General features: G+C 40.3%; 18 protein-coding genes and 1 pseudogene. 13 read left to right on the top strand and 6 right to left on the bottom strand.

Going from position 1 to position 17,870, the window contains the following annotated elements; genetic code table 11:
* Window positions 1–18: 18 nt before the first annotated feature.
* A complete protein-coding gene (locus BMF77_RS14215; RefSeq protein WP_246862924.1) occupies window positions 19–267 on the bottom strand; it encodes a hypothetical protein in 249 nt (82 codons plus the stop codon).
* Between the two features lie 580 nt (window positions 268–847).
* On the opposite strand from BMF77_RS14215, the gene BMF77_RS14210 reads away from it, so the two are divergent.
* Complete coding sequence (locus BMF77_RS14210; RefSeq protein WP_148763634.1) at window positions 848–2,695, top strand: caspase family protein; 1,848 nt, start codon at window positions 848–850, stop codon at window positions 2,693–2,695.
* A gap of 18 nt (window positions 2,696–2,713) precedes the next feature.
* The gene (locus BMF77_RS14205) at window positions 2,714–2,896 is read left to right on the top strand and encodes a hypothetical protein (protein WP_168204437.1); all 183 of its coding nucleotides are present in this window, start codon (window positions 2,714–2,716) and stop codon (window positions 2,894–2,896) included.
* Here the strand turns inward: BMF77_RS14205 and BMF77_RS14200 are convergent.
* Complete coding sequence (locus BMF77_RS14200; RefSeq protein ID WP_148763632.1) at window positions 2,893–3,270, bottom strand: Mo-dependent nitrogenase C-terminal domain-containing protein; 378 nt, start codon at window positions 3,268–3,270, stop codon at window positions 2,893–2,895. The two genes, BMF77_RS14205 and BMF77_RS14200, sit on opposite strands and share 4 nt — an antisense overlap.
* A gap of 391 nt (window positions 3,271–3,661) precedes the next feature.
* Between BMF77_RS14200 and BMF77_RS14195 the strand changes: the two are divergent.
* A pseudogene (locus tag BMF77_RS14195) lies at window positions 3,662–3,895 on the top strand (SLC13 family permease); the annotation flags it as partial.
* Between the two features lie 80 nt (window positions 3,896–3,975).
* On the opposite strand, the gene BMF77_RS14190 reads toward BMF77_RS14195, so the two are convergent.
* Both BMF77_RS14190 and dapA read right to left on the bottom strand, forming a co-directional pair.
* Entirely contained in the window at window positions 3,976–5,742 is a 1,767-nt protein-coding gene (locus BMF77_RS14190) for a ribonuclease J (RefSeq protein ID WP_148763630.1), read from the bottom strand.
* A gap of 220 nt (window positions 5,743–5,962) precedes the next feature.
* Entirely contained in the window at window positions 5,963–6,865 is a 903-nt protein-coding gene (dapA, locus tag BMF77_RS14185) for a 4-hydroxy-tetrahydrodipicolinate synthase (RefSeq protein ID WP_148763628.1), read from the bottom strand.
* Window positions 6,866–6,961: 96 nt separating this feature from the next.
* Between dapA and BMF77_RS27940 the strand changes: the two genes are divergently transcribed.
* Both BMF77_RS27940 and BMF77_RS28660 read left to right on the top strand, forming a co-directional pair.
* Window positions 6,962–7,105 carry a hypothetical protein gene (locus BMF77_RS27940; RefSeq protein WP_246862923.1) on the top strand — a complete coding sequence of 48 codons (144 nt, stop codon included), beginning with the start codon at window positions 6,962–6,964 and terminating at the stop codon, window positions 7,103–7,105.
* A complete protein-coding gene (locus BMF77_RS28660) occupies window positions 7,050–7,175 on the top strand; it encodes a hypothetical protein (RefSeq protein ID WP_256370306.1) in 126 nt (41 codons plus the stop codon). Before BMF77_RS27940 ends, BMF77_RS28660 begins: the two co-directional genes overlap by 56 nt.
* A 29-nt stretch (window positions 7,176–7,204) precedes the next feature.
* Here BMF77_RS28660 and BMF77_RS14175 read toward each other — a convergent pair whose 3' ends face one another.
* Window positions 7,205–8,236, bottom strand: a complete 1,032-nt coding sequence (locus BMF77_RS14175; RefSeq protein WP_148763626.1) for an aspartate-semialdehyde dehydrogenase — start codon at window positions 8,234–8,236, stop codon at window positions 7,205–7,207.
* An 822-nt stretch (window positions 8,237–9,058) separates the two neighbouring features.
* Between BMF77_RS14175 and tig the strand changes: the two genes are divergently transcribed.
* From tig to BMF77_RS14135, 8 genes are all read left to right on the top strand, one after another.
* Complete coding sequence (gene tig, locus BMF77_RS14170) at window positions 9,059–10,468, top strand: trigger factor (protein ID WP_015078064.1); 1,410 nt, start codon at window positions 9,059–9,061, stop codon at window positions 10,466–10,468.
* A 168-nt stretch (window positions 10,469–10,636) separates the two neighbouring features.
* Entirely contained in the window at window positions 10,637–11,314 is a 678-nt protein-coding gene (clpP, locus tag BMF77_RS14165; protein ID WP_015078065.1) for an ATP-dependent Clp endopeptidase proteolytic subunit ClpP, read from the top strand.
* 30 nt (window positions 11,315–11,344) lie between these two features.
* Complete coding sequence (gene clpX, locus BMF77_RS14160; protein WP_148763624.1) at window positions 11,345–12,688, top strand: ATP-dependent protease ATP-binding subunit ClpX; 1,344 nt, start codon at window positions 11,345–11,347, stop codon at window positions 12,686–12,688.
* 78 nt (window positions 12,689–12,766) lie between these two features.
* Window positions 12,767–12,898, top strand: coding sequence for a hypothetical protein (locus tag BMF77_RS28655; protein ID WP_256370305.1), 132 nt, complete (start codon window positions 12,767–12,769; stop codon window positions 12,896–12,898).
* A 36-nt stretch (window positions 12,899–12,934) separates the two neighbouring features.
* On the top strand, window positions 12,935–13,762 hold the full coding sequence (locus tag BMF77_RS14150; RefSeq protein WP_015078067.1) for an alpha/beta fold hydrolase: 828 nt from the start codon (window positions 12,935–12,937) through the stop codon (window positions 13,760–13,762).
* 6 nt (window positions 13,763–13,768) lie between these two features.
* Window positions 13,769–13,975, top strand: a complete 207-nt coding sequence (locus BMF77_RS14145; RefSeq protein WP_148763622.1) for a hypothetical protein — start codon at window positions 13,769–13,771, stop codon at window positions 13,973–13,975.
* Window positions 13,976–14,092: 117 nt separating this feature from the next.
* Complete coding sequence (locus BMF77_RS14140) at window positions 14,093–15,436, top strand: histidine phosphatase family protein (protein ID WP_148763620.1); 1,344 nt, start codon at window positions 14,093–14,095, stop codon at window positions 15,434–15,436.
* Window positions 15,437–15,674: 238 nt separating this feature from the next.
* Window positions 15,675–16,547, top strand: coding sequence for a DUF5895 domain-containing protein (locus tag BMF77_RS14135; RefSeq protein WP_148763619.1), 873 nt, complete (start codon window positions 15,675–15,677; stop codon window positions 16,545–16,547).
* Window positions 16,548–16,642: 95 nt separating this feature from the next.
* Here BMF77_RS14135 and BMF77_RS14130 read toward each other — a convergent pair whose 3' ends face one another.
* A complete protein-coding gene (locus tag BMF77_RS14130; protein WP_148763617.1) occupies window positions 16,643–17,869 on the bottom strand; it encodes a murein transglycosylase A in 1,227 nt (408 codons plus the stop codon).
* Window position 17,870 lies beyond the last annotated feature (1 nt).

Here is a 17,870-nt window from a genome sequence, read left to right as displayed (position 1 = left end):
ATGCTTGTCATCTATTGATCAAAGAACAGTAACAAGCGGGCTGTTTTGAAGTAAATTGCCCGCTTGTTGGGGATCAGGAAGTTTTTTCCATTGAGGACGACTGACTTTTAATGATAAGATTGGTGCGATCGCTTTCGTCATTAACCACAAAGGAACTGCTAAGAACAGCCAAACTCCACTATGAATAATTCGGATTTTTTTGCCAACTTGGCTGATAATTGAAACGAGGATCACTGAAAATGGTTGTTTCGTATAAATCCTGAACATAAACTTGTAGCTCCTGATTGACACTCTGCGGTCTAAAGACACGCAGATTCTTTAAGACTTGCTTAAAAAGGATAGTCAATTATCCTCCTAGACGCTCAAGGCAACTACCAGTACGACAGGTATTGCAATTGCGCTTACTTTTGATTTTTTTTGCTGCTTTTGTGAGTCCATCAATTTTTAATGTTAAACGCTCCATGATTTACCATTGCTTGTTTACCCAGGCTACAGCTATGCCGAGACGAGATAAATCAGGGGTTTCTCCTTAATAAAACACTTCTTTGCGCTGATGGTTATTCCTACTTGCTAATTAATTCTATCATGTCACCGCGAATAAATTCGCCGTTGGCACTTCCTCCACGCATCTATTGCCAAGTGGCTTCCGTGCCTTTCGTTCTATTTGGTGATCGATCATGGAAATCGAGTGCAAGTATTTTACGATTATTTATGTTGTATAAACTACAACTAATTTCATCGAGAGGTGAAGATTAACTAAACTATTAAGATGTAAGTTAGCTTTGTGGTGAAAGCCCCGTGCTAACAGCAATTTCAGGCAAACAACAAACAACCGATAAAGAGCGGGATGGTAAATTACTGGGCGATCGCCATCGGCATTAATCAATATCAATCGTTTCAACCTCTCAGTTGCGCTCAAGCCGATGCTGAGGCAATTAAGGATTTTTTGGTGACACAAGCAGGTTTTCTTCCCGAAAAATGCCTGTTAATGACAAATACTTCACCCCCCATAGGAGAGCAATCCTCCTATCCGACAAAGGAAAACATCCTCTCGTTGCTAGAAGAATTAGCAGCCACATTCTGGCAGCCAGAGGACTGTCTATGGTTATTTTTTAGCGGCTACGGGGTTAACCACAAAGAACAAGATTATTTAATGCCAGTCGCAGGGAATCCTGATCAAGTTCCCGAAACCGGGATAGAAGTGCGATCGCTCTTACAGAGTCTACAAGTTACCGGACTCAATATCTTACTCATCTTTGATATTAACCGCGCTTTTGGAACTCAAGCCGATGCACCCGTAGGACAAGAAATCATCGAACTAGCCCAAGAACTGCAAATGGGGGCAATTATTTCCTGTCAACCTGAAGAATTTTCCCATGAAAGCACAGAATTAGGTCATGGTTTCTTCACAGCAGCATTATTAGAAGCCTTGGGTTCTGCAAAAGGCTACAACTTTGCCGATTTAGCCGCTTATCTGACTTATCTTACTCCCAAACTTTGTCAACACCACTGGCGACCAGTCCAAAATCCCATGACTGTGATTCCCACGACCCAGCCAGCTATTTTACCCACGTTGACATTAGATGAAAACTCAGAAGCACTAATTTTCCCAGCAGAAAGTTTTGCTATCACCCGGACTGCACCTCCTCTAGAAAATAGTCCCTCTAGCGCCACAGATAAGGCTTGGTGGACAGAGAATGCCTCAGTAGAGACTACTTTAAGCCAAATAAAGACCGGGGGAAATTTAGCACCTCCACCAGCCTCAGAGTCACTTATTAGCAGCAATTACACCTTAGCAACTTCCCCAGCATCCAAGCCGGGGGGCAGATTTATTCCCGCTCTCTCCACAGCTAACACCTATCCTTCATCCCAGTCTGAGCTACCAATTTGGCAACAGTTTATTATTTGGGGTGGCGGTACTATGGTGGTAGTAGGTTTAATTGCTACATTTTTACTCCGTAATCATGAGAGTTTCCGGTTTAAAAATTTCTCAAAAACAGTATCTAATCATCGGACTAGCAAACTTCCACTTCCCCAAATATTTCCCACTCCTCAAAATCCTAGTACAGCCCAAATCAATTCAAATACAGACTCTCATCAACGTAATCAAGCTATTTCCGACCTAGAAAAAATGTCTCTTGTCCCTACTCAACCGAGTAATTTAAGTATTGCGATCGCTAAAGCCCAAAGAACTCCAGCGGACGCACCACTATACGCCAAAGCTCAGGAGAATATTCAGGTTTGGTGTCAAATGATTTTAGAGTTGGCACAAGCACAAGCCAAACAAGGAAAATATGAAAATGCGATAGCAACTGCCCAGTTAATTACCAAAAAAGAGCCGCTTCATACCCAAGCCCAAACTGTCATTCAAAAATGGCAACTAGAAGCCAAGCAATATGTAAGCAATAAAACTCTCTTAGATGCAGCTACAGCTTTGATCATTCCTGAACAAGCATCTACATATAATCGCGCTATCGAAGTAGCCAAAAAAATCCAAAAAGGACAACCTGGGTTTGAAATTGCCCAAACGTCAATTAATCAGTGGAGTGAAAAAATTTTAGATTTAGCCAAAATCCGCGCCACTCAAGGAGATTTCAATGCCGCTGTCGCCACTGCTATATTAGTCCCAAAAGTGACGATTGCTTATGAAGATGCTCAGGATGCTATCCAAAAATGGCAACAGCAAAAGAATTAGTCAGTTGTTCGTTGTCAGTTGTCAGTTGTCAGTTGTCAGTTGTTCGTTGTCAGTTGTAAAACTACTACCTATTACCCATTACCTATTACCCATTACCCATTACCCATTACCCATTACCCATTACCCATTACCCATTACCCATTACCCATTACCCATTACCCATTACCCATTACCCATTACCCATTACCCATTACCTATTAGCAATATTGGGAAATATCTTCGCCACAGGTATCAGCTAGATAGCACATCGCTTTAAATCGCAAACCTACTACTTCTTCGTATAAAGGATTAAGTTTACACATTGGCGGAATGTGAAACAGTGTTTTCCCAAATACTTTGACATCACGCTCAAATGGACACTGAGCCGGAATGTATTTACACAAACGATGAGCTAATAGGCGATCGCTTACTTGGATGTTATCTAGCCAATTACGCACAGGACGCAAAAAGTCCCAAATAGGCTGGGCTGCAACATGGTGCAATGGATTAACATTAGCTGCACTAGCCTCTACTGGATTTATAGAAATCCAACTTGCTAAAAAAATATTTTTGCTGGTATTTTTAGATACTTTCACAGTAATTCCTCTTTTCTTATGAGGGTATTCACTTGACTAATGAATATAGAGTATGACAAGAACCTGAAGCACAGAACAGGAAGGAAATTCTGTAAGAGGTGTAATTAACTGCTTCCTCTGATTGAATCTATATGTTAATACGTCAATCTGACCATAATTTCCCAAAAAGCAATACTGTACTTGTTCAATCTTATTAGTAACTTGGCACAGTTAAAATTCTAATAAAGACATCTGCCTTTAGTTGTGATTTCTTTTAACTGCAACAAAACTTATTATAGCAATAATTATCAATAATTAAGATTAAGAAAAATATTCTTACATAGCTAAATCTAGTCCGTGATTTTTACTAAATTCGTCATTTATAGTACCTTTTCCTTAACCTATCTAAGTATTGGTGTTGCTATTGAGCTTTACTTGTAGTCCTCTGAGCTTATTGATAGTCCTTACTTTTGGCTGTGGCATCCTCTCTGCCTACTTTCTCAATGACACCATAGCCCTAATTTTTACACCCCTCGCTTTAAGTCTAACTCTATCTTTAGGCTTAAATCCCATTCCCTACTTATTAGCTATAACCGGTGCGACTAACATTGGTTCTGTTACTACACTCAGCGGTAATCCTCAAAATAACTCTCAAACAAAAACGCAAAGATGCCAAAAAACACCTTTGCGCCTTTGCTCCTTAGCGTCTCTGCGCGAAATAATTCTTTAAGAAGCAACCGCAGTAGAACGAGTGCGTCGTCTTCTACCATCAGAAACCTTAGCAGCAGGTTCTTCAGGGACTTGCATCAACAACGTCAGAGAAGGTTGACATTGCAACTCTCTCCGCATAGAACGAGCCAATTCACGCTCTAATGTTTCCTGCAAACCACCCCAATCTGTATCAGCGGGTTGTCCTTCAACAGGTGAAAACTCTGACCAACGGACGCTGAGAATTTCTTCAATGCGTTGTTGTACCCATTTTTGCAACAGCGATCGCTCGATACTTGTCACCACACCCTGCATGAGAAGTTCTGGTTTAGCCATCAGCTTACCACTCCAATCAATAGCAGCAGCAATAGTCACAGTCCCTTCAGAAGCCATGCGTTGGCGTTCTTGCAACACTTTAGAACTAACCATACCAGAACTCGAAGTATCCACCAATTCAATCCCTGCTGGCACTTTCCCAGCAACGCGGATAGAATGTTCTGTCAACTCAATGACATCCCCATTTTCGATAATGATCATATTTTCTGCCGGAATGCCCATACTTTGAGCAGTTTCCGAATGCTTGACTAACATCCGATGTTCACCGTGAAATGGCACAAAGAACTTGGGACGAGTTAAAGCAATCATCAGCTTTTGTTCTTCCTGACAACCGTGGCCAGAAACGTGAATCCCCTTATCCCGTCCATAGACCACTTTTGCCCCCTGAATCATCAATTTATCAATGGTATTAACCACCGCAATTGTATTACCAGGAATGGGGTTAGCAGAGAATAAAACCGTATCTCCTTGGCGAATTTTGATATGGGGGTGTTCTTTATTAGCAATTCTTGTCATTGCTGCCATTCTTTCACCCTGAGAGCCAGTAGTTAAAATCAGCACTCTTTCATCTGCCATTCCCCGCACAGTATGCAACGGTTGGAACAGGCTATCTTCACATTTGATATAACCTAAATTGCGGGCATGGGCGATTAAATTCAGCATGGAACGCCCAACAATCGTCACTACACGATTATGTTTTCTTGCTAGTTGCAAAATCATGTTAATGCGATGGACGCTAGAAGAAAAGGTCGTGATAAATAAGCGTCCAGTTGCGTGGGAAAATTCTCGGTCAAGGTTAGGAAAAACAGCCCGTTCAGAAGGTGTAAATCCTGGCAATTCTGCGTTAGTGGAATCACTCAATAAGCAAAGTACGCCTTTTTCACCATGTTCTGCCAGACGTTGTAAGTCGAACTTCTCACCATCTACGGGAGTATGATCAATTTTAAAATCTCCGGTGTGGATAACTACGCCTATTGGTGTATGAATAGCAACAGTGAAGCTATCAGCAATGGAGTGGGTGTTACGGATATATTCAACTAAGAAATGTTTGCCAATTCGCACCATGTCACGGGGCATAACTGTTCTTAATTCTGTGCGATCTTTTACCCCAGCTTCTTCCAATTTACCCTCTAGCATTGCCATTGCTAGTCTTGGTCCATGAATCACTGGAATATCAAATTGCTTCAAGTGAAAAGCAATTCCCCCAATATGGTCTTCATGACCATGCGTGACGATCATCCCTTTAATTTTGTGGCGATTTTCTCGGAGATAAGTTGTGTCAGGTAATACAATATTTACCCCGTGCATGGCTTCTGTGGGAAATGCCAATCCTGCGTCTAAAAGGACAATTTCGTCTTCATACTCGAAAACGCAGGTATTTTTACCTATTTCGTGTAAACCGCCCAAAGGAATAATTTTGAGAGCGGAATTAGCTTCGTTTTTAACCATTTTGTCCTGGATATTTTTGTTAGTTGTGAATCAGTTGATAGTTCGGTTTCTGGGATGAAAGAAAAGACCAAATTTCTGTTTAAATTCAGTTTTTGATGGAGTCCTATTCAATTTTGTTTACCGAAAACGGACTTAAAACTGAATGATTTTTATATGATTCAGTTGTAGCACAGGTGTTTAAATTGCAATAAAGTAACAATTTGTACACATTATTTATAAATCACTCACCTATTGTGGTTGGGATTAAATTCAGTTTTTGCATGACTGACTCTAATTTTTTAGATACATCTGTATCAGCGTCACACAGGGGTAGACGAGTTGAACCTACTTCCCAACCTTGCAGTTTTAGTGCTTCTTTGACAGGAATGGGATTGGTAGTTAAAAATAAAGCTTTAAACAATGGGAACAGTTGCAGATGAATGTCGGTAGCAATTTGAGTTTTTCCCACTTTCCATGCTTGAATCATTTCTTGGATTTGATTACCCACCAAATGAGAAGCTACACTGACTATACCTTGAGAGCCGATCGCTAACATGGGCAGGGTTAAAGAATCATCTCCAGCGTAAATCTCAAATTCTTTTGGTGTCAAGCGACGGATTTCACTCACTTGATCTAAGTTACCACTGGCTTCTTTAATGGCAACAATGTTATTAATTTCTGCTAACTTGACCACTGTTTCTGAACTGAGGTTTTGACCTGTGCGTCCAGGAACGTTATATAACATCATTGGCAGGTCGGGACAGCATTGTGCTATTGCCTGGAAATGTCGATATAATCCAGCTTGTGGCGGTTTGTTGTAGTAGGGAACTACTTGTAAAGAACCATGTACTCCTATCTTAGCGGCTTTTTGGGTGGCAGCGATCGCTTCTTTGGTGTCATTAGAACCACATCCAGCCATTACTTTAGCTTTACCTGCTACAGTTTGCAATACCTCAGCAAATAATTGGTATTCTTCCTCCCAAGTCAGGGTTGGGGATTCCCCTGTTGTTCCACACACCACCAATGTATCTGTACCGTTGTTAACTAGATAATCTGCTAGTTTGGCAACTACATCATAATTAATACTACCGTCTGCTTTAAACGGCGTAATCATAGCGGTTACAACTGTTCCAAAATCTCCCACACTCTTTTCTCTCCTAATTTGTTAGTTGTTAGTTGTCAGTAGGGGCGAAGCATTTGGAAGATAAATTATCAGTCATTGCCAAAAATAGTTCTCCAAATGCTTCGCCCGTACAGTTGTCGGTTGTCAGTAGGGGCGAAGCATTTGGAAGATAAATTATCGGTCATTGCCAAAAATAGTTCTCCAAATGCTTCGCCCGTACAGTTGTCGGTTGTCAGTAGGGGCGAAGCATTTGGAAGATAAATTATCGGTCATTGCCAAAAATAGTTCTCCAAATGCTTCGCCCGTACAGTTGTCGGTTGTCAGTTATTAATTAATGGTGACAAATGACTGAATTTAAACTTATACTGTAGTCAATTTTAGTAAATTTTTTTCTACTAATAATTCGGCAATTTGCACTGCATTTAAAGCTGCACCTTTACGAATTTGATCGCCACATAGCCACAATTCTAAACCGCAAGCATGAGAAATATCCTGACGAATTCTGCCTACTAAAACTTCATCTTTACCACTGGCATCTATGGGCATAGGGAAATAATTTGCTTGCCAATCTTCCACTAATTTAACACCAGGTGATTTTCTTAAAATTTCTCTGGCCTCATCTGGATCAAAAGGTGTTTCAAACTCTAGATTAATCGCCTCAGAATGGGCGCGGAGGACGGGAACCCGTACACAAGTCGCGGTAATTCTGATTTCTTGACTACCAAAGATTTTGCGGGTTTCGTTCACCATTTTCATTTCTTCCTCACAATATCCCCAAGCTGTCATCGGAGAATTATGGGTAAATAAATTAAATGCCAATGGGTAAGGTAAAACTTCCGCTACAGGTTGCTTTCCTTGTAGTATAGCGTCACTTTGGATTTTTACTTCCTCCATGGCCTGAGCACCAGCACCACTAGCAGATTGATAGGTAGCAGCTACAATCCTTTTAACTGGTTTGACTTGATGTAAAGGCCACACTGCCAAGGACATAAGAATCGTTGTACAGTTGGGATTGGCAATAATTCCTTTGTGAGTAAATGCGGCTTGGGGATTTACTTCTGGAACTACCAAGGGGACATCCGGGTTCATCCGAAAGGCACTGGAATTATCAATTACCACTGCTCCTTTTTGCACAGCTATCCCAGCCCATGTTTTGGAGATGCTACCTCCAGCACTAGCTAAGACTATATCTATATTTTCTAAACTGCGATCGCTCACAGCTTCAACTGGGATATCTTCCCCTTTGAATCTGAGTGTTTTTCCCGCACTGCGTTCTGATGCCAACAATTTTAAATCAGCTAGGGGAAAATTTCGACTTTCTAGTAATTCCAGCAACTCCGTACCTACAGCACCAGTTGCACCCAAAATAGCTACACGATAGGACTTAGACAAACTCGACTCCTCCTTTAAGAGGTAATTAGCACTTTTTTTTCGGACAACTTAAAAATTAAATGTTTCTGTCGTTCCGCTCAACAGCAGATTTTAAATAGTAAAATTTGCATATTTTTGTGATTATATCTCAGTTTTTGATGGTTATTAAGGAATTTGAAAGTTTGTTATTCATATGGCAAAATTAACTGATACCATGGTTTACAGCAATTTAAGTTATAGCGATCAAATATAGTTATATACTATCGTATAATATTCTATTATACGGCAAACTGCAAAAAAAAAGAAAAAGAAGCGCGATTAATATTTTAGGTATTTTTAAGAAGCCCGATCTGTAAAGTTATGTTACCGGAGTTAAGGCTACCATTGAAGAATACCATAAAGTGTTTTGTCCCTGACTTTTGGCAGTATACTGGATATCTCCCTAAGGAGATTCATAAGCATTTTTAGCTGAATGATAGCTAGTCAGTGGATAATTACGTCTTGAAGACAGCGTGTAAGCTGAAGTCGGGATAACTGAATCCCCATTGGTGTCAAATTAACGCAAAACCCCATCCGGCAAGGAACTCAAGCTCCTTGCTAATAATAAAAGTTATCTTTTGATGACTAAACACTAGGCAAATTTATTAGTCCGTTTTAACGGACTTGAGCTATGAGACAGGGAATTTATTCCCTGACGGTTGTGGAAGGCAACAGATAAGCCATTTTTAGTTTAAGTTGACACCAATGCCCAATCCCATACCCCCGTTGAAGTAAGAAGTAAATGTCTAGACTTGTCTAGTATTTAGATAGCAGATTAAAATACCAGAAAACAAGAAATAAAGCATGAAAGTTACCCAGGAAAAACTCCCCGCTAGTCAAATTGGTTTAGAAATAGAAATTACATCGGAAATTACCACACAAAAATACGAGCAAGTCCTGAGAAATTTAACTAAGACCGTAAATATTCCTGGGTTTCGTAAAGGCAAAGTACCCCGGCAAATATTAATACAACGTATCGGTACTACTCGCGTTAAGGCAACTGCCCTAGAAGAAATCATTCAAGAAGGGATTGAGCAAGCAATTAAACAAGAAGCAATTACCGCTCTTGGTCAGCCCCAATTACGCTCTTCCTTTGATGATTTGATTAATAGTTATGAACCAGGAAAACCCCTGACTTTTGCGGTGGCTGTGGATGTAATTCCAGAAATCAAGTTAAACCAATACACTGGTTTAGAAGCCAAAGCGGAGGAAATTAAATATGATCCTACCCAGGTAGATACCGTTATTGAAGCCCAAAGAGAAAAGTTAGGAACTTTAGTCCCTGTAGAAGGACGGGCTACGGAAATCGGTGATATGGCAGTAATTGACTTTAAGGGTGTAATTGCTAAAACTCAAGGTGATGATCCTGACAGTGAACCCAAACCAATTCCTGGTGGAGAAGGAACTGATTTTCAAGTTGAGTTACAAGAAGATAAGTTTATTCCCGGTTTTGTGTTGGGGATAGTGGGTATGAACCCTGGGGAAACAAAAGAGGTATCTGCTCAATTCCCAGATCCTTATGGTAACGAAGAATTATCTGGTAAAGCGGCTCTGTTTACCATCACGCTTAAAGAAATTAAAGTTAAAGAATTGCCAGAGTTGGATGACGATTTTGCTCAAGAAGTCAGTGACTTTGAGACATTAGAGGAATTGCGGGCATCATTGACCCAGCGGTATGAAAAAGAAGCGGCAGATAAAACCAGAAATAATCAGCAAGAAGCTTTATTAACAGAATTGCTTAATCATGTCGAAATAGACTTGCCAACAACATTAATTGATCAAGAAGTTGATGCTATGCTGTCACAAACAGCAATGAAGTTGTCTGAGCAGGGAATAGATGTGAAAAAGCTATTTACCCAGGAAATTATTCCCCAATTACGGGATAGATCCAAACCTGAAGCTATAGAACGTCTTAAACGGACTCTATCTTTGCAAGAAATTGGTAAACGCGAATCTATTGAAGTTGCAGCCGCAGAAGTGGAAGCTAGAGTCACAGAATTGCTGACAGAGTATGCTGATCAAGATTTGGATGAAAAGAGATTACGTGGAGTTGTTCAAGAAGAACTTCTCACCACAAAGATTGTTGATTGGTTACTAGAACGTTCTTCTGTGGAACTAGTAGCAGAAGGGTCTTTAACTCCTCCAGAAGAACCAGATTCAGAAGCAGAAGCCGCTGAAGCAGTTCAGGAAGAAGAAACCAGTAATCCTGAGTAATGGTAATGGGTAATGGGTAATGGGTCATGGGTCATGGGTAAAAGTTCTTTCTTTTACTCTTGCCCCTGCCTCCTGCCTCCTGCCTCCTGCGCCCTGAATTTTGCCATATAAGGCATAATGGTTAACAGTTCACAATTTCATTTCATTTATTGTTAAATATTCTAGATTATGCTTGTATCGCAGTCAGGAAATTACCCCATCAACAGCTTGAGTCCTATCGGGGCTAGTGGCAATTTAAGCACCTCTAGCAACATTGTACCGATGGTTGTAGAACAGTCGGGGATGGGAGAAAGGGCATTTGATATCTACTCCCGCTTACTGCGCGAGCGGATTATTTTTTTGGGAACGCCCATAGATGATGTTGTCGCTAATTCTATTGTTGCCCAATTACTTTTCCTCGATTCTGAAGACGCGGAAAAGGATATTCAATTGTACATTAATTCTCCTGGTGGCTCTGTCTACGCGGGTATGGCAATCTATGATACAATTCAACAAATACGTCCCGATGTTGTAACTATCTGTTTTGGACTAGCCGCAAGCATGGGGGCTTTTTTATTAACATCTGGAACTGCCGGAAAGCGGATGTCCTTACCTGACTCCCGGATTATGATTCACCAACCCCTGGGTGGCGCTCAAGGGCAGGCTATTGACATTGAAATTCAAGCGCGAGAAATCCTTTACATCAAGGGTGAATTAAATCAATTAATGTCTAAACATACTGGTCAACCCTTGGAAAGAATTGAAACTGATACCGAGCGCGACTTTTTCATGTCAGCAGAAGAGGCGAAGAATTATGGTTTGATTGATCAGGTCATTTCTCGACAAAATCTGCCCACAGCAGGGTAAATCGTCATCATTCTGAAATAAGAGGCTGATATGTCTAAGTACGACTCCCATTTAAAATGTTCATTTTGTGGTAAGTCTCAAGAGCAAGTCCGTAAATTAATCGCAGGTCCGGGAGTCTACATCTGCGATGAATGCGTTGACTTGTGTAATGAAATCCTTGATGAGGAGTTGCTGGATACTAATACTGCGGCAGCATCACAACCAACTCAAAAGTCAGAACCAGCGGAAAAACGGCGGACACGTTCGTCTAATCTCTCATTTAATCAAATTCCTAAACCGAGGGAGATTAAAAATTATTTAGACGAACACGTGATCGGCCAAGATGAAGCTAAAAAAGTGCTATCTGTCGCTGTTTACAATCACTACAAACGGTTGGCTATTCTTCAGGCTAAAGGCAGTGCCAAAGTTGAGGCTGATGATGCTATAGAACTACAAAAGTCCAATATTTTACTTATTGGTCCGACTGGTTGCGGTAAGACTTTATTGGCACAAACTCTCGCTAAAATTCTGGATGTCCCCTTTGCTGTGGCTGATGCTACAACCCTAACTGAAGCGGGGTATGTGGGGGAAGATGTGGAAAATATCTTGTTACGACTGTTGCAAGTGGCTGATTTGGATGTGGAAGAGGCTCAACGGGGCATTATCTACATTGATGAAATTGATAAAATCGCCCGCAAGAGTGAAAATCCCTCGATTACTAGGGATGTTTCTGGGGAAGGGGTACAACAGGCTTTGCTGAAAATGTTGGAGGGGACTGTTGCTAATGTTCCACCACAAGGCGGACGTAAGCACCCATATCAAGATTGTATCCAAATTGATACGAGTAATATTTTGTTTGTCTGTGGTGGGGCTTTTGTCGGTTTGGAAAAGGTTGTAGATCAGAGAGTGGGTAAAAAGTCAATCGGCTTTGTTCAACCAGGAGATGTGCAAACTAAGGAAAAACGCGCTGCGGATACATTGCGTCATTTGCAACCGGATGATTTGGTGAAATTTGGCATGATTCCTGAGTTTATTGGGCGGATTCCCATGGTGGCTGTGGTAGATCCTCTGGATGAGGACGCGCTGATGGCAATTCTGACTGAACCACGCAGCGCTTTGGTGAAACAGTACCAAAAACTACTCAATATGGATAATGTCCAGTTAGATTTTAAACCAGATGCTTTGAAAGCGATCGCTCAAGAGGCTTATCGGCGGAAAACTGGAGCGCGGGCTTTACGCGGTATTGTGGAAGAGTTGATGCTGGATGTAATGTATGAGTTACCTTCTCGTAAGGATGTGACTCGCTGTACTATTACTAAGGAAATGGTGGAAAAACGTTCTACTGCGGAACTGATAGTACATCCTTCTTCTTTACCTAAACCAGAGTCTGCTTAATTGTCAGTTGTCAATTGTCAGTAGGGGCGAAGCATTTGGAAGATAAATTATCGGTCATTGCCAAAAATAGTTCTCCAAATGCTTCGCCCGTACAGTTGTCAGAAGCATTTGGAAGATAAATTATCGGTCATTGCCAAAAATAGTTCTCCAAATGCTTCGCCCGTACAGTTGTCAATTGTCAGTGGTCAATTGACAATTGTTAGTTTTTAATTGTTAGTTTTTAATTTTTAATTCTTAATTGTGACAATGAGTTATATAAATGTTCGGGGTGTTGATCATTATTACGAGTGGATGAAAAAATCATCAGATGTTATGAAACCGGTGATGGTTTTTTTGCATGGTTGGGCTGGTTCAGCAAGATATTGGCAAAGTACGGCTGAGGCTTTATTAGATAATTTTGATTGTTTATTATATGATTTACGGGGTTTTGGCCGTTCTCAATGTCAGCCTCATTTAAGTTATGAATTAACAGAATATGCGGAAGATTTGGCGGTTTTATTAAATGAGTTAAATCTTGATCGTGTTTATATTAATGCCCATTCTATGGGTGCTTCTATTGCTACTTTATTTTTTAATCGTTATCCCCAAAAAGTTGAAAAGGGAATTTTAACTTGTAGTGGAATTTTTGAATATGATGAAAAGGCTTTTTCTGCTTTTCATCAATTCGGTGGTTATGTAGTTAAATTCCGTCCCCAATGGTTAAGTAAAATTCCCTTGGCTGATAGAATGTTTATGGCTAGGTTTTTACATCGTTCTATTCCTAAAGCTGAACGACAGGCTTTTTTAGAAGATTTTATTAATGCTAATTATGATGCGGCTTTAGGGACTATTTATACTTCTGTTAGTCAAGAACAAGCGGAAACAATGCCGGGAGAATTTGCGAAATTAACTATCCCAACTTTGCTAATTGCTGGGGAATATGACATTATTATTCCGGCTAAATTAGGAAAAACAGCCGCGGCTTTAAGTGATAAGGTTGAATTAAATATTATTCCCAATACGGGACATTTTCCGATGTTGGAAGACGCAGAAACTTATTTGGCAAAAGTCAAAGAGTTTTTAAGTTGTTCGTAATTGGGTTTGAGCCTAAAATTATCTAAAAATAACTACAAATACTACTTTCTTGTCAATAAATGTTCTCCCACCCGCAAAGCATTAGCAATAATAGTTAACGAAGGATTTACCGCAGCACTAGAAGGAAAAAAGCTACCATCAAACTTACTTCTACCTATTAAGCCAGTTAAAATAGATGAATTATGTTGTTTAAAATTAGAGATTAGTCATTAATTTAGCGTGTATTAATTGTTAATTCTGTATTTTAAATCCTATCAGCAACAGAGCAGAATCGTCCAAGGAGTACATTTTGCAGTAAAATTAGGGCTTTGCATAGAGGAAAGAAAAAAAATGACCCGTGTGATCATCGTGCGTCATGGTCAAAGTACCTACAATATAGAAAAACGTATTCAAGGGCGAACTGATGCCTCATCATTAACTGCAAAAGGTCAAAATGATGCTAGTCAAGCAGGTAAAGCCCTCAGTAGTATTTCCTTTCAAGCTATTTATAGTAGTCCCCTCCAGCGAGCAAAATCCACAGCGGAAATTATCCGCAGTCAATTAGCTACACAATCTCCTGTGATTCAAATTGATGAAAACTTAGTAGAAGTTGATTTACCTCTGTGGGTAGGAATGACTACAAGTGAAGTCAAAGAAAACTTTACTGAAGATTACCGCACTTGGAAAGAACGTCCCCACGAGTTTCGCATGGTTGTCAATGAAGATTCCGGGACTAGAGAACATTTCCCAGTTCTGGCTTTATACGCTCAAGCCAAACAGTTTTGGCAAGAGGTTCTCCCCCAACACCAAGGCGAAACTATCCTGATTGTGGGTCATAATGGCATCAATCGTGCCTTAATTAGCACAGCCTTGGGAATTTCCCCCAGTCGCTACCATTGTTTACAACAATCTAACTGCGGAATTAGTATCTTGAATTTTGCTGGTGGTTTGGGTGAACCAGTGCAGTTAGAATCCATGAATCAAACCCAACATTTGGGTGAAACTTTCCCTTCCTTGCGTCCTGGTCACGAAGGCGTAAGATTATTATTAGTGCGTCACGGGGAAACAGAATGGAATCGTCAAGGCAAATTTCAAGGACAAATTGATATTCCCCTCAATGATCATGGTAGAAACCAAGCTGCAAAAGCCGCAGAATTTCTCAAAGACGTAAATATTGATTTTGCTGTTAGCAGTACCATGTCCCGTCCCAAGGAAACAGCGGAAATTATCTTAAAATATCATGCTAGTTTGAAATTAGAACTATTTGCTGGTTTAAGAGAAATTAGTCATGGACTTTGGGAAGGCAAATTTGAATCAGAAATTGAGCAAGAATTTCCTGGTGAATTAGAAAGTTGGCGCACAATTCCCGCCAATGTGCAAATGCCAGAAGGGGAAAATTTAGAACAGGTCAAAGAACGCAGTGTTACTGATTGGAATACTATAGTTGAAAATGCCCAATCGCAGCAATTACAACTAGGATTGGTCGTCGCCCATGATGCCACTAATAAAACCTTGTTATGCCATATTCTCGGTTTATCTAACGAGAATTTCTGGAACTTCCGTCAAGGTAATGGTGCTGTGAGTGTCATTGATTATCCTGATGGGATTCAAGGTTATCCAGTTCTGCAAGCGATGAATATTACTGGGCATTTAAGTAATGGTGTTCTTGATAAAACTGCGGCTGGTGCATTGTAGTTGAGATAAGTTGTTAGGGTAATTGATGAATTGCCCTAATATCAAATAGAGTAGGAGATTAAGAATAATTGAACGCAGATAAACGCAGATAAACGCAGATAAGAAGGGATGAATTAATGGATTTAAACGGAAATTGTTACAATCTAATTCACAAAGTGCCTGATACCGGAGATAGATGGTACAAAATATGGTACAAACGATAGACTTATTAAATTAAACACACTGATATTCTAAAATCATGAAAGCATCTGCTCAGTTCGACTTTGAAGACGAAAAATTTAATGCCCCACCGTCCCAAGTAGTCCCTTGGTGTCAAATGATCAATCCTCGCTATGGTAAGGATGGTTTACAAAGCTATGGTTTAGCAATTAAGCTGGATAATGCTCAGGCTGTTGGTTTTCAACCAGATGATAATTGGCAGGAGATAGAGCATGAGTTTAAATCTGGAGAAGTAGATACAGTATTTATTACTACTACGCCTAGAATAGTTATAATCCGTCGTGGTCCATTATCTGTTCAAGACCGAGAAACCAAGATTAGACTAGGTACGTACAAAGATTATAAAGATGACTTTTTGGCAGATAAACTTAAATTTAAAACTTTTACTCGCCATTTGATTTTTTTAGTAGGTGAAGATAAAAAGTTTTTACATCAATCACCTCTGCAATTAACTCTGAGTGGTTCAGCCGGTGCTAGTTTTGGGAAAAATTATGCTGAATATCAACAAGGACGAATTACTGGCGGTTTTGCTGGAGAATTAGAAAAAGCTTATGCTGGTTTTCAAAAGAAACCAGTGACTCCCAAAGGTCCTCTATTTCATGCTCATGGAATTTATTGCCCAATAATTGAAGATGAAGAAAGAGGCATACAACCTAATACAGCTTTGGTGGCTTCAACTGTAGATTATAAACATCCCACAGTTTCAACTTTAACCGATTATATGATTGCCTCAGACTCTCCTGAGTCAGCAATTATTTGTAAGACTTTTGAAGAATACAAAGAATTTGGTAAGGAAGTGATTAAACCAGAGGCTTCTAAAGTAGAAACTTCTGGTGTTACTAGTTCTTATGTCTATGCGGATGACGATGAATTTGGTTATCCACCTTATTAAGGACTGGGAACTGGGGACTAGGGATTGGGGAGTAATAATCAATTACCAATTACCAATTACCAATTACCAATTACCAATTACCAATTACCAATTACCTATTCTTTTAGTAATAAATAGAATAGTAAACCATTACCGCCGGCAATACCAGCGCGATCGCCTGCTAATTCACCAGAACCCATGAAATAATCAACTCTTCCTGGGCCTTTAATTGCACTACCTGTATCCTGATCTAAGACAAAACGGTTAACTAGACGAGATTCCAGTTTGCCACCATTAGTAGGATAGGGAAAAGAATTGATAATTAGGGCTAATGCACCCGGTGGCATGAGAGATTTATCTGTAGCAATGGAACGTTCCGCAGTGACAGGAACAAGAATACTACCCGTCGCTGGTGTACCGTTAGTTTCTGCAAAGAAAACAAATCTTTCCCAACGGGGTAAATAATTACTTAACTCCTTGGGATGTTGGCGAAAATAAGTAATTAATTTAGGCATAGTTAAACCACTAAGTGGTAGTTTGCCATCTTTTGCCAGTTCTTTACCAATGGAAGTCCAAGCATAATCAGTTCCTCCAGCATAACCAACGGATGTTCTGCGTCCATTGGTTAATTTAATTTGGGCAGAACCTTGGATATGAACCATGTATGGATCTAGACGATTGCTAAACCAGAGAATTTCTAACCCTCGTAACTTGCTTTTATCCCCTAGTAATCCATTTTTGCCTTCCAAATCAATCCGTTTGGGATGGGGTTTTGGCCAGTTTTGAAAATCTGCGGGCAGACGATAAAGAGGATATTTGTACAAAGAAGTCCTGACACGGCTGGCAGTATACACAGGCTCATAATAAGCAGTGAACTTAACAGTCCCCTTACCATCGTTGCCTACAGACTGGTAAAAGACAAACTCCCGGCGCACAGCAGCTTGTAATTCTGCCGCTGACTGAGAACTAACAACCAGTTGTCGAAAGCGTAGCAAACTCCGCTGCACCCGATCGAGGGTAATTCCCTTAATTGGGTAAGTTTGATAGATAGCGATCGCTTTATTGGTTGCCAAATAGCGCAAACTGTTATCTATAGAACTTAGCAATGCTTGTTTATCACCTTGTTTACCCCAAAGTTGTTCGTCCAAACCCAGGCAATTTTGGGGCGTACAAACAGTTTCTAAATTAATAGGTTCGAGGGCTGGTAATACTGCTGGTGGTACTTCAGGCGTGACTGGGATTGTAACTGGCTGTGAATTAGGAGCTTGAGCGACAACTGACGAAAGTGGATTTATCAAGGCAATTCCCAGACTTAAAGCAAGCAAAGTAAGGTTTTTTCTCATT

This window comes from Dolichospermum sp. UHCC 0315A, assembly GCF_008121535.1.
GTDB classification, from domain to species: domain Bacteria; phylum Cyanobacteriota; class Cyanobacteriia; order Cyanobacteriales; family Nostocaceae; genus Dolichospermum; species Dolichospermum lemmermannii.
The sequence above is the reverse complement of the archived record's forward strand: the minus strand, read 5'-3'. Positions and strand labels throughout refer to the sequence as shown.

Bases quoted from the DNA above. Each gene is read 5' to 3' on its own strand.
- BMF77_RS28660 (WP_256370306.1), top strand. From the start codon at position 7,050: ATGCTTCGCCCGTACAGTTGTCGGTTGTCAGTAGGGGCGAAGCATTTG.
- BMF77_RS14135 (WP_148763619.1), top strand. From the start codon at position 15,675: ATGAAAGCATCTGCTCAGTTCGACTTTGAAGACGAAAAATTTAATGCC.
- BMF77_RS14210 (WP_148763634.1), top strand. From the start codon at position 848: ATGGTAAATTACTGGGCGATCGCCATCGGCATTAATCAATATCAATCG.
- BMF77_RS14190 (WP_148763630.1), bottom strand. From the start codon at position 5,742: ATGGTTAAAAACGAAGCTAATTCCGCTCTCAAAATTATTCCTTTGGGC.
- clpX (WP_148763624.1), top strand. From the start codon at position 11,345: ATGTCTAAGTACGACTCCCATTTAAAATGTTCATTTTGTGGTAAGTCT.
- BMF77_RS14140 (WP_148763620.1), top strand. From the start codon at position 14,093: ATGACCCGTGTGATCATCGTGCGTCATGGTCAAAGTACCTACAATATA.
- tig (WP_015078064.1), top strand. From the start codon at position 9,059: ATGAAAGTTACCCAGGAAAAACTCCCCGCTAGTCAAATTGGTTTAGAA.
- BMF77_RS27940 (WP_246862923.1), top strand. From the start codon at position 6,962: ATGCTTCGCCCGTACAGTTGTCGGTTGTCAGTAGGGGCGAAGCATTTG.
- BMF77_RS14215 (WP_246862924.1), bottom strand. From the start codon at position 267: ATGTTCAGGATTTATACGAAACAACCATTTTCAGTGATCCTCGTTTCA.
- BMF77_RS14150 (WP_015078067.1), top strand. From the start codon at position 12,935: ATGAGTTATATAAATGTTCGGGGTGTTGATCATTATTACGAGTGGATG.
- BMF77_RS28655 (WP_256370305.1), top strand. From the start codon at position 12,767: ATGCTTCGCCCGTACAGTTGTCAGAAGCATTTGGAAGATAAATTATCG.
- clpP (WP_015078065.1), top strand. From the start codon at position 10,637: ATGCTTGTATCGCAGTCAGGAAATTACCCCATCAACAGCTTGAGTCCT.
- BMF77_RS14130 (WP_148763617.1), bottom strand. From the start codon at position 17,869: ATGAGAAAAAACCTTACTTTGCTTGCTTTAAGTCTGGGAATTGCCTTG.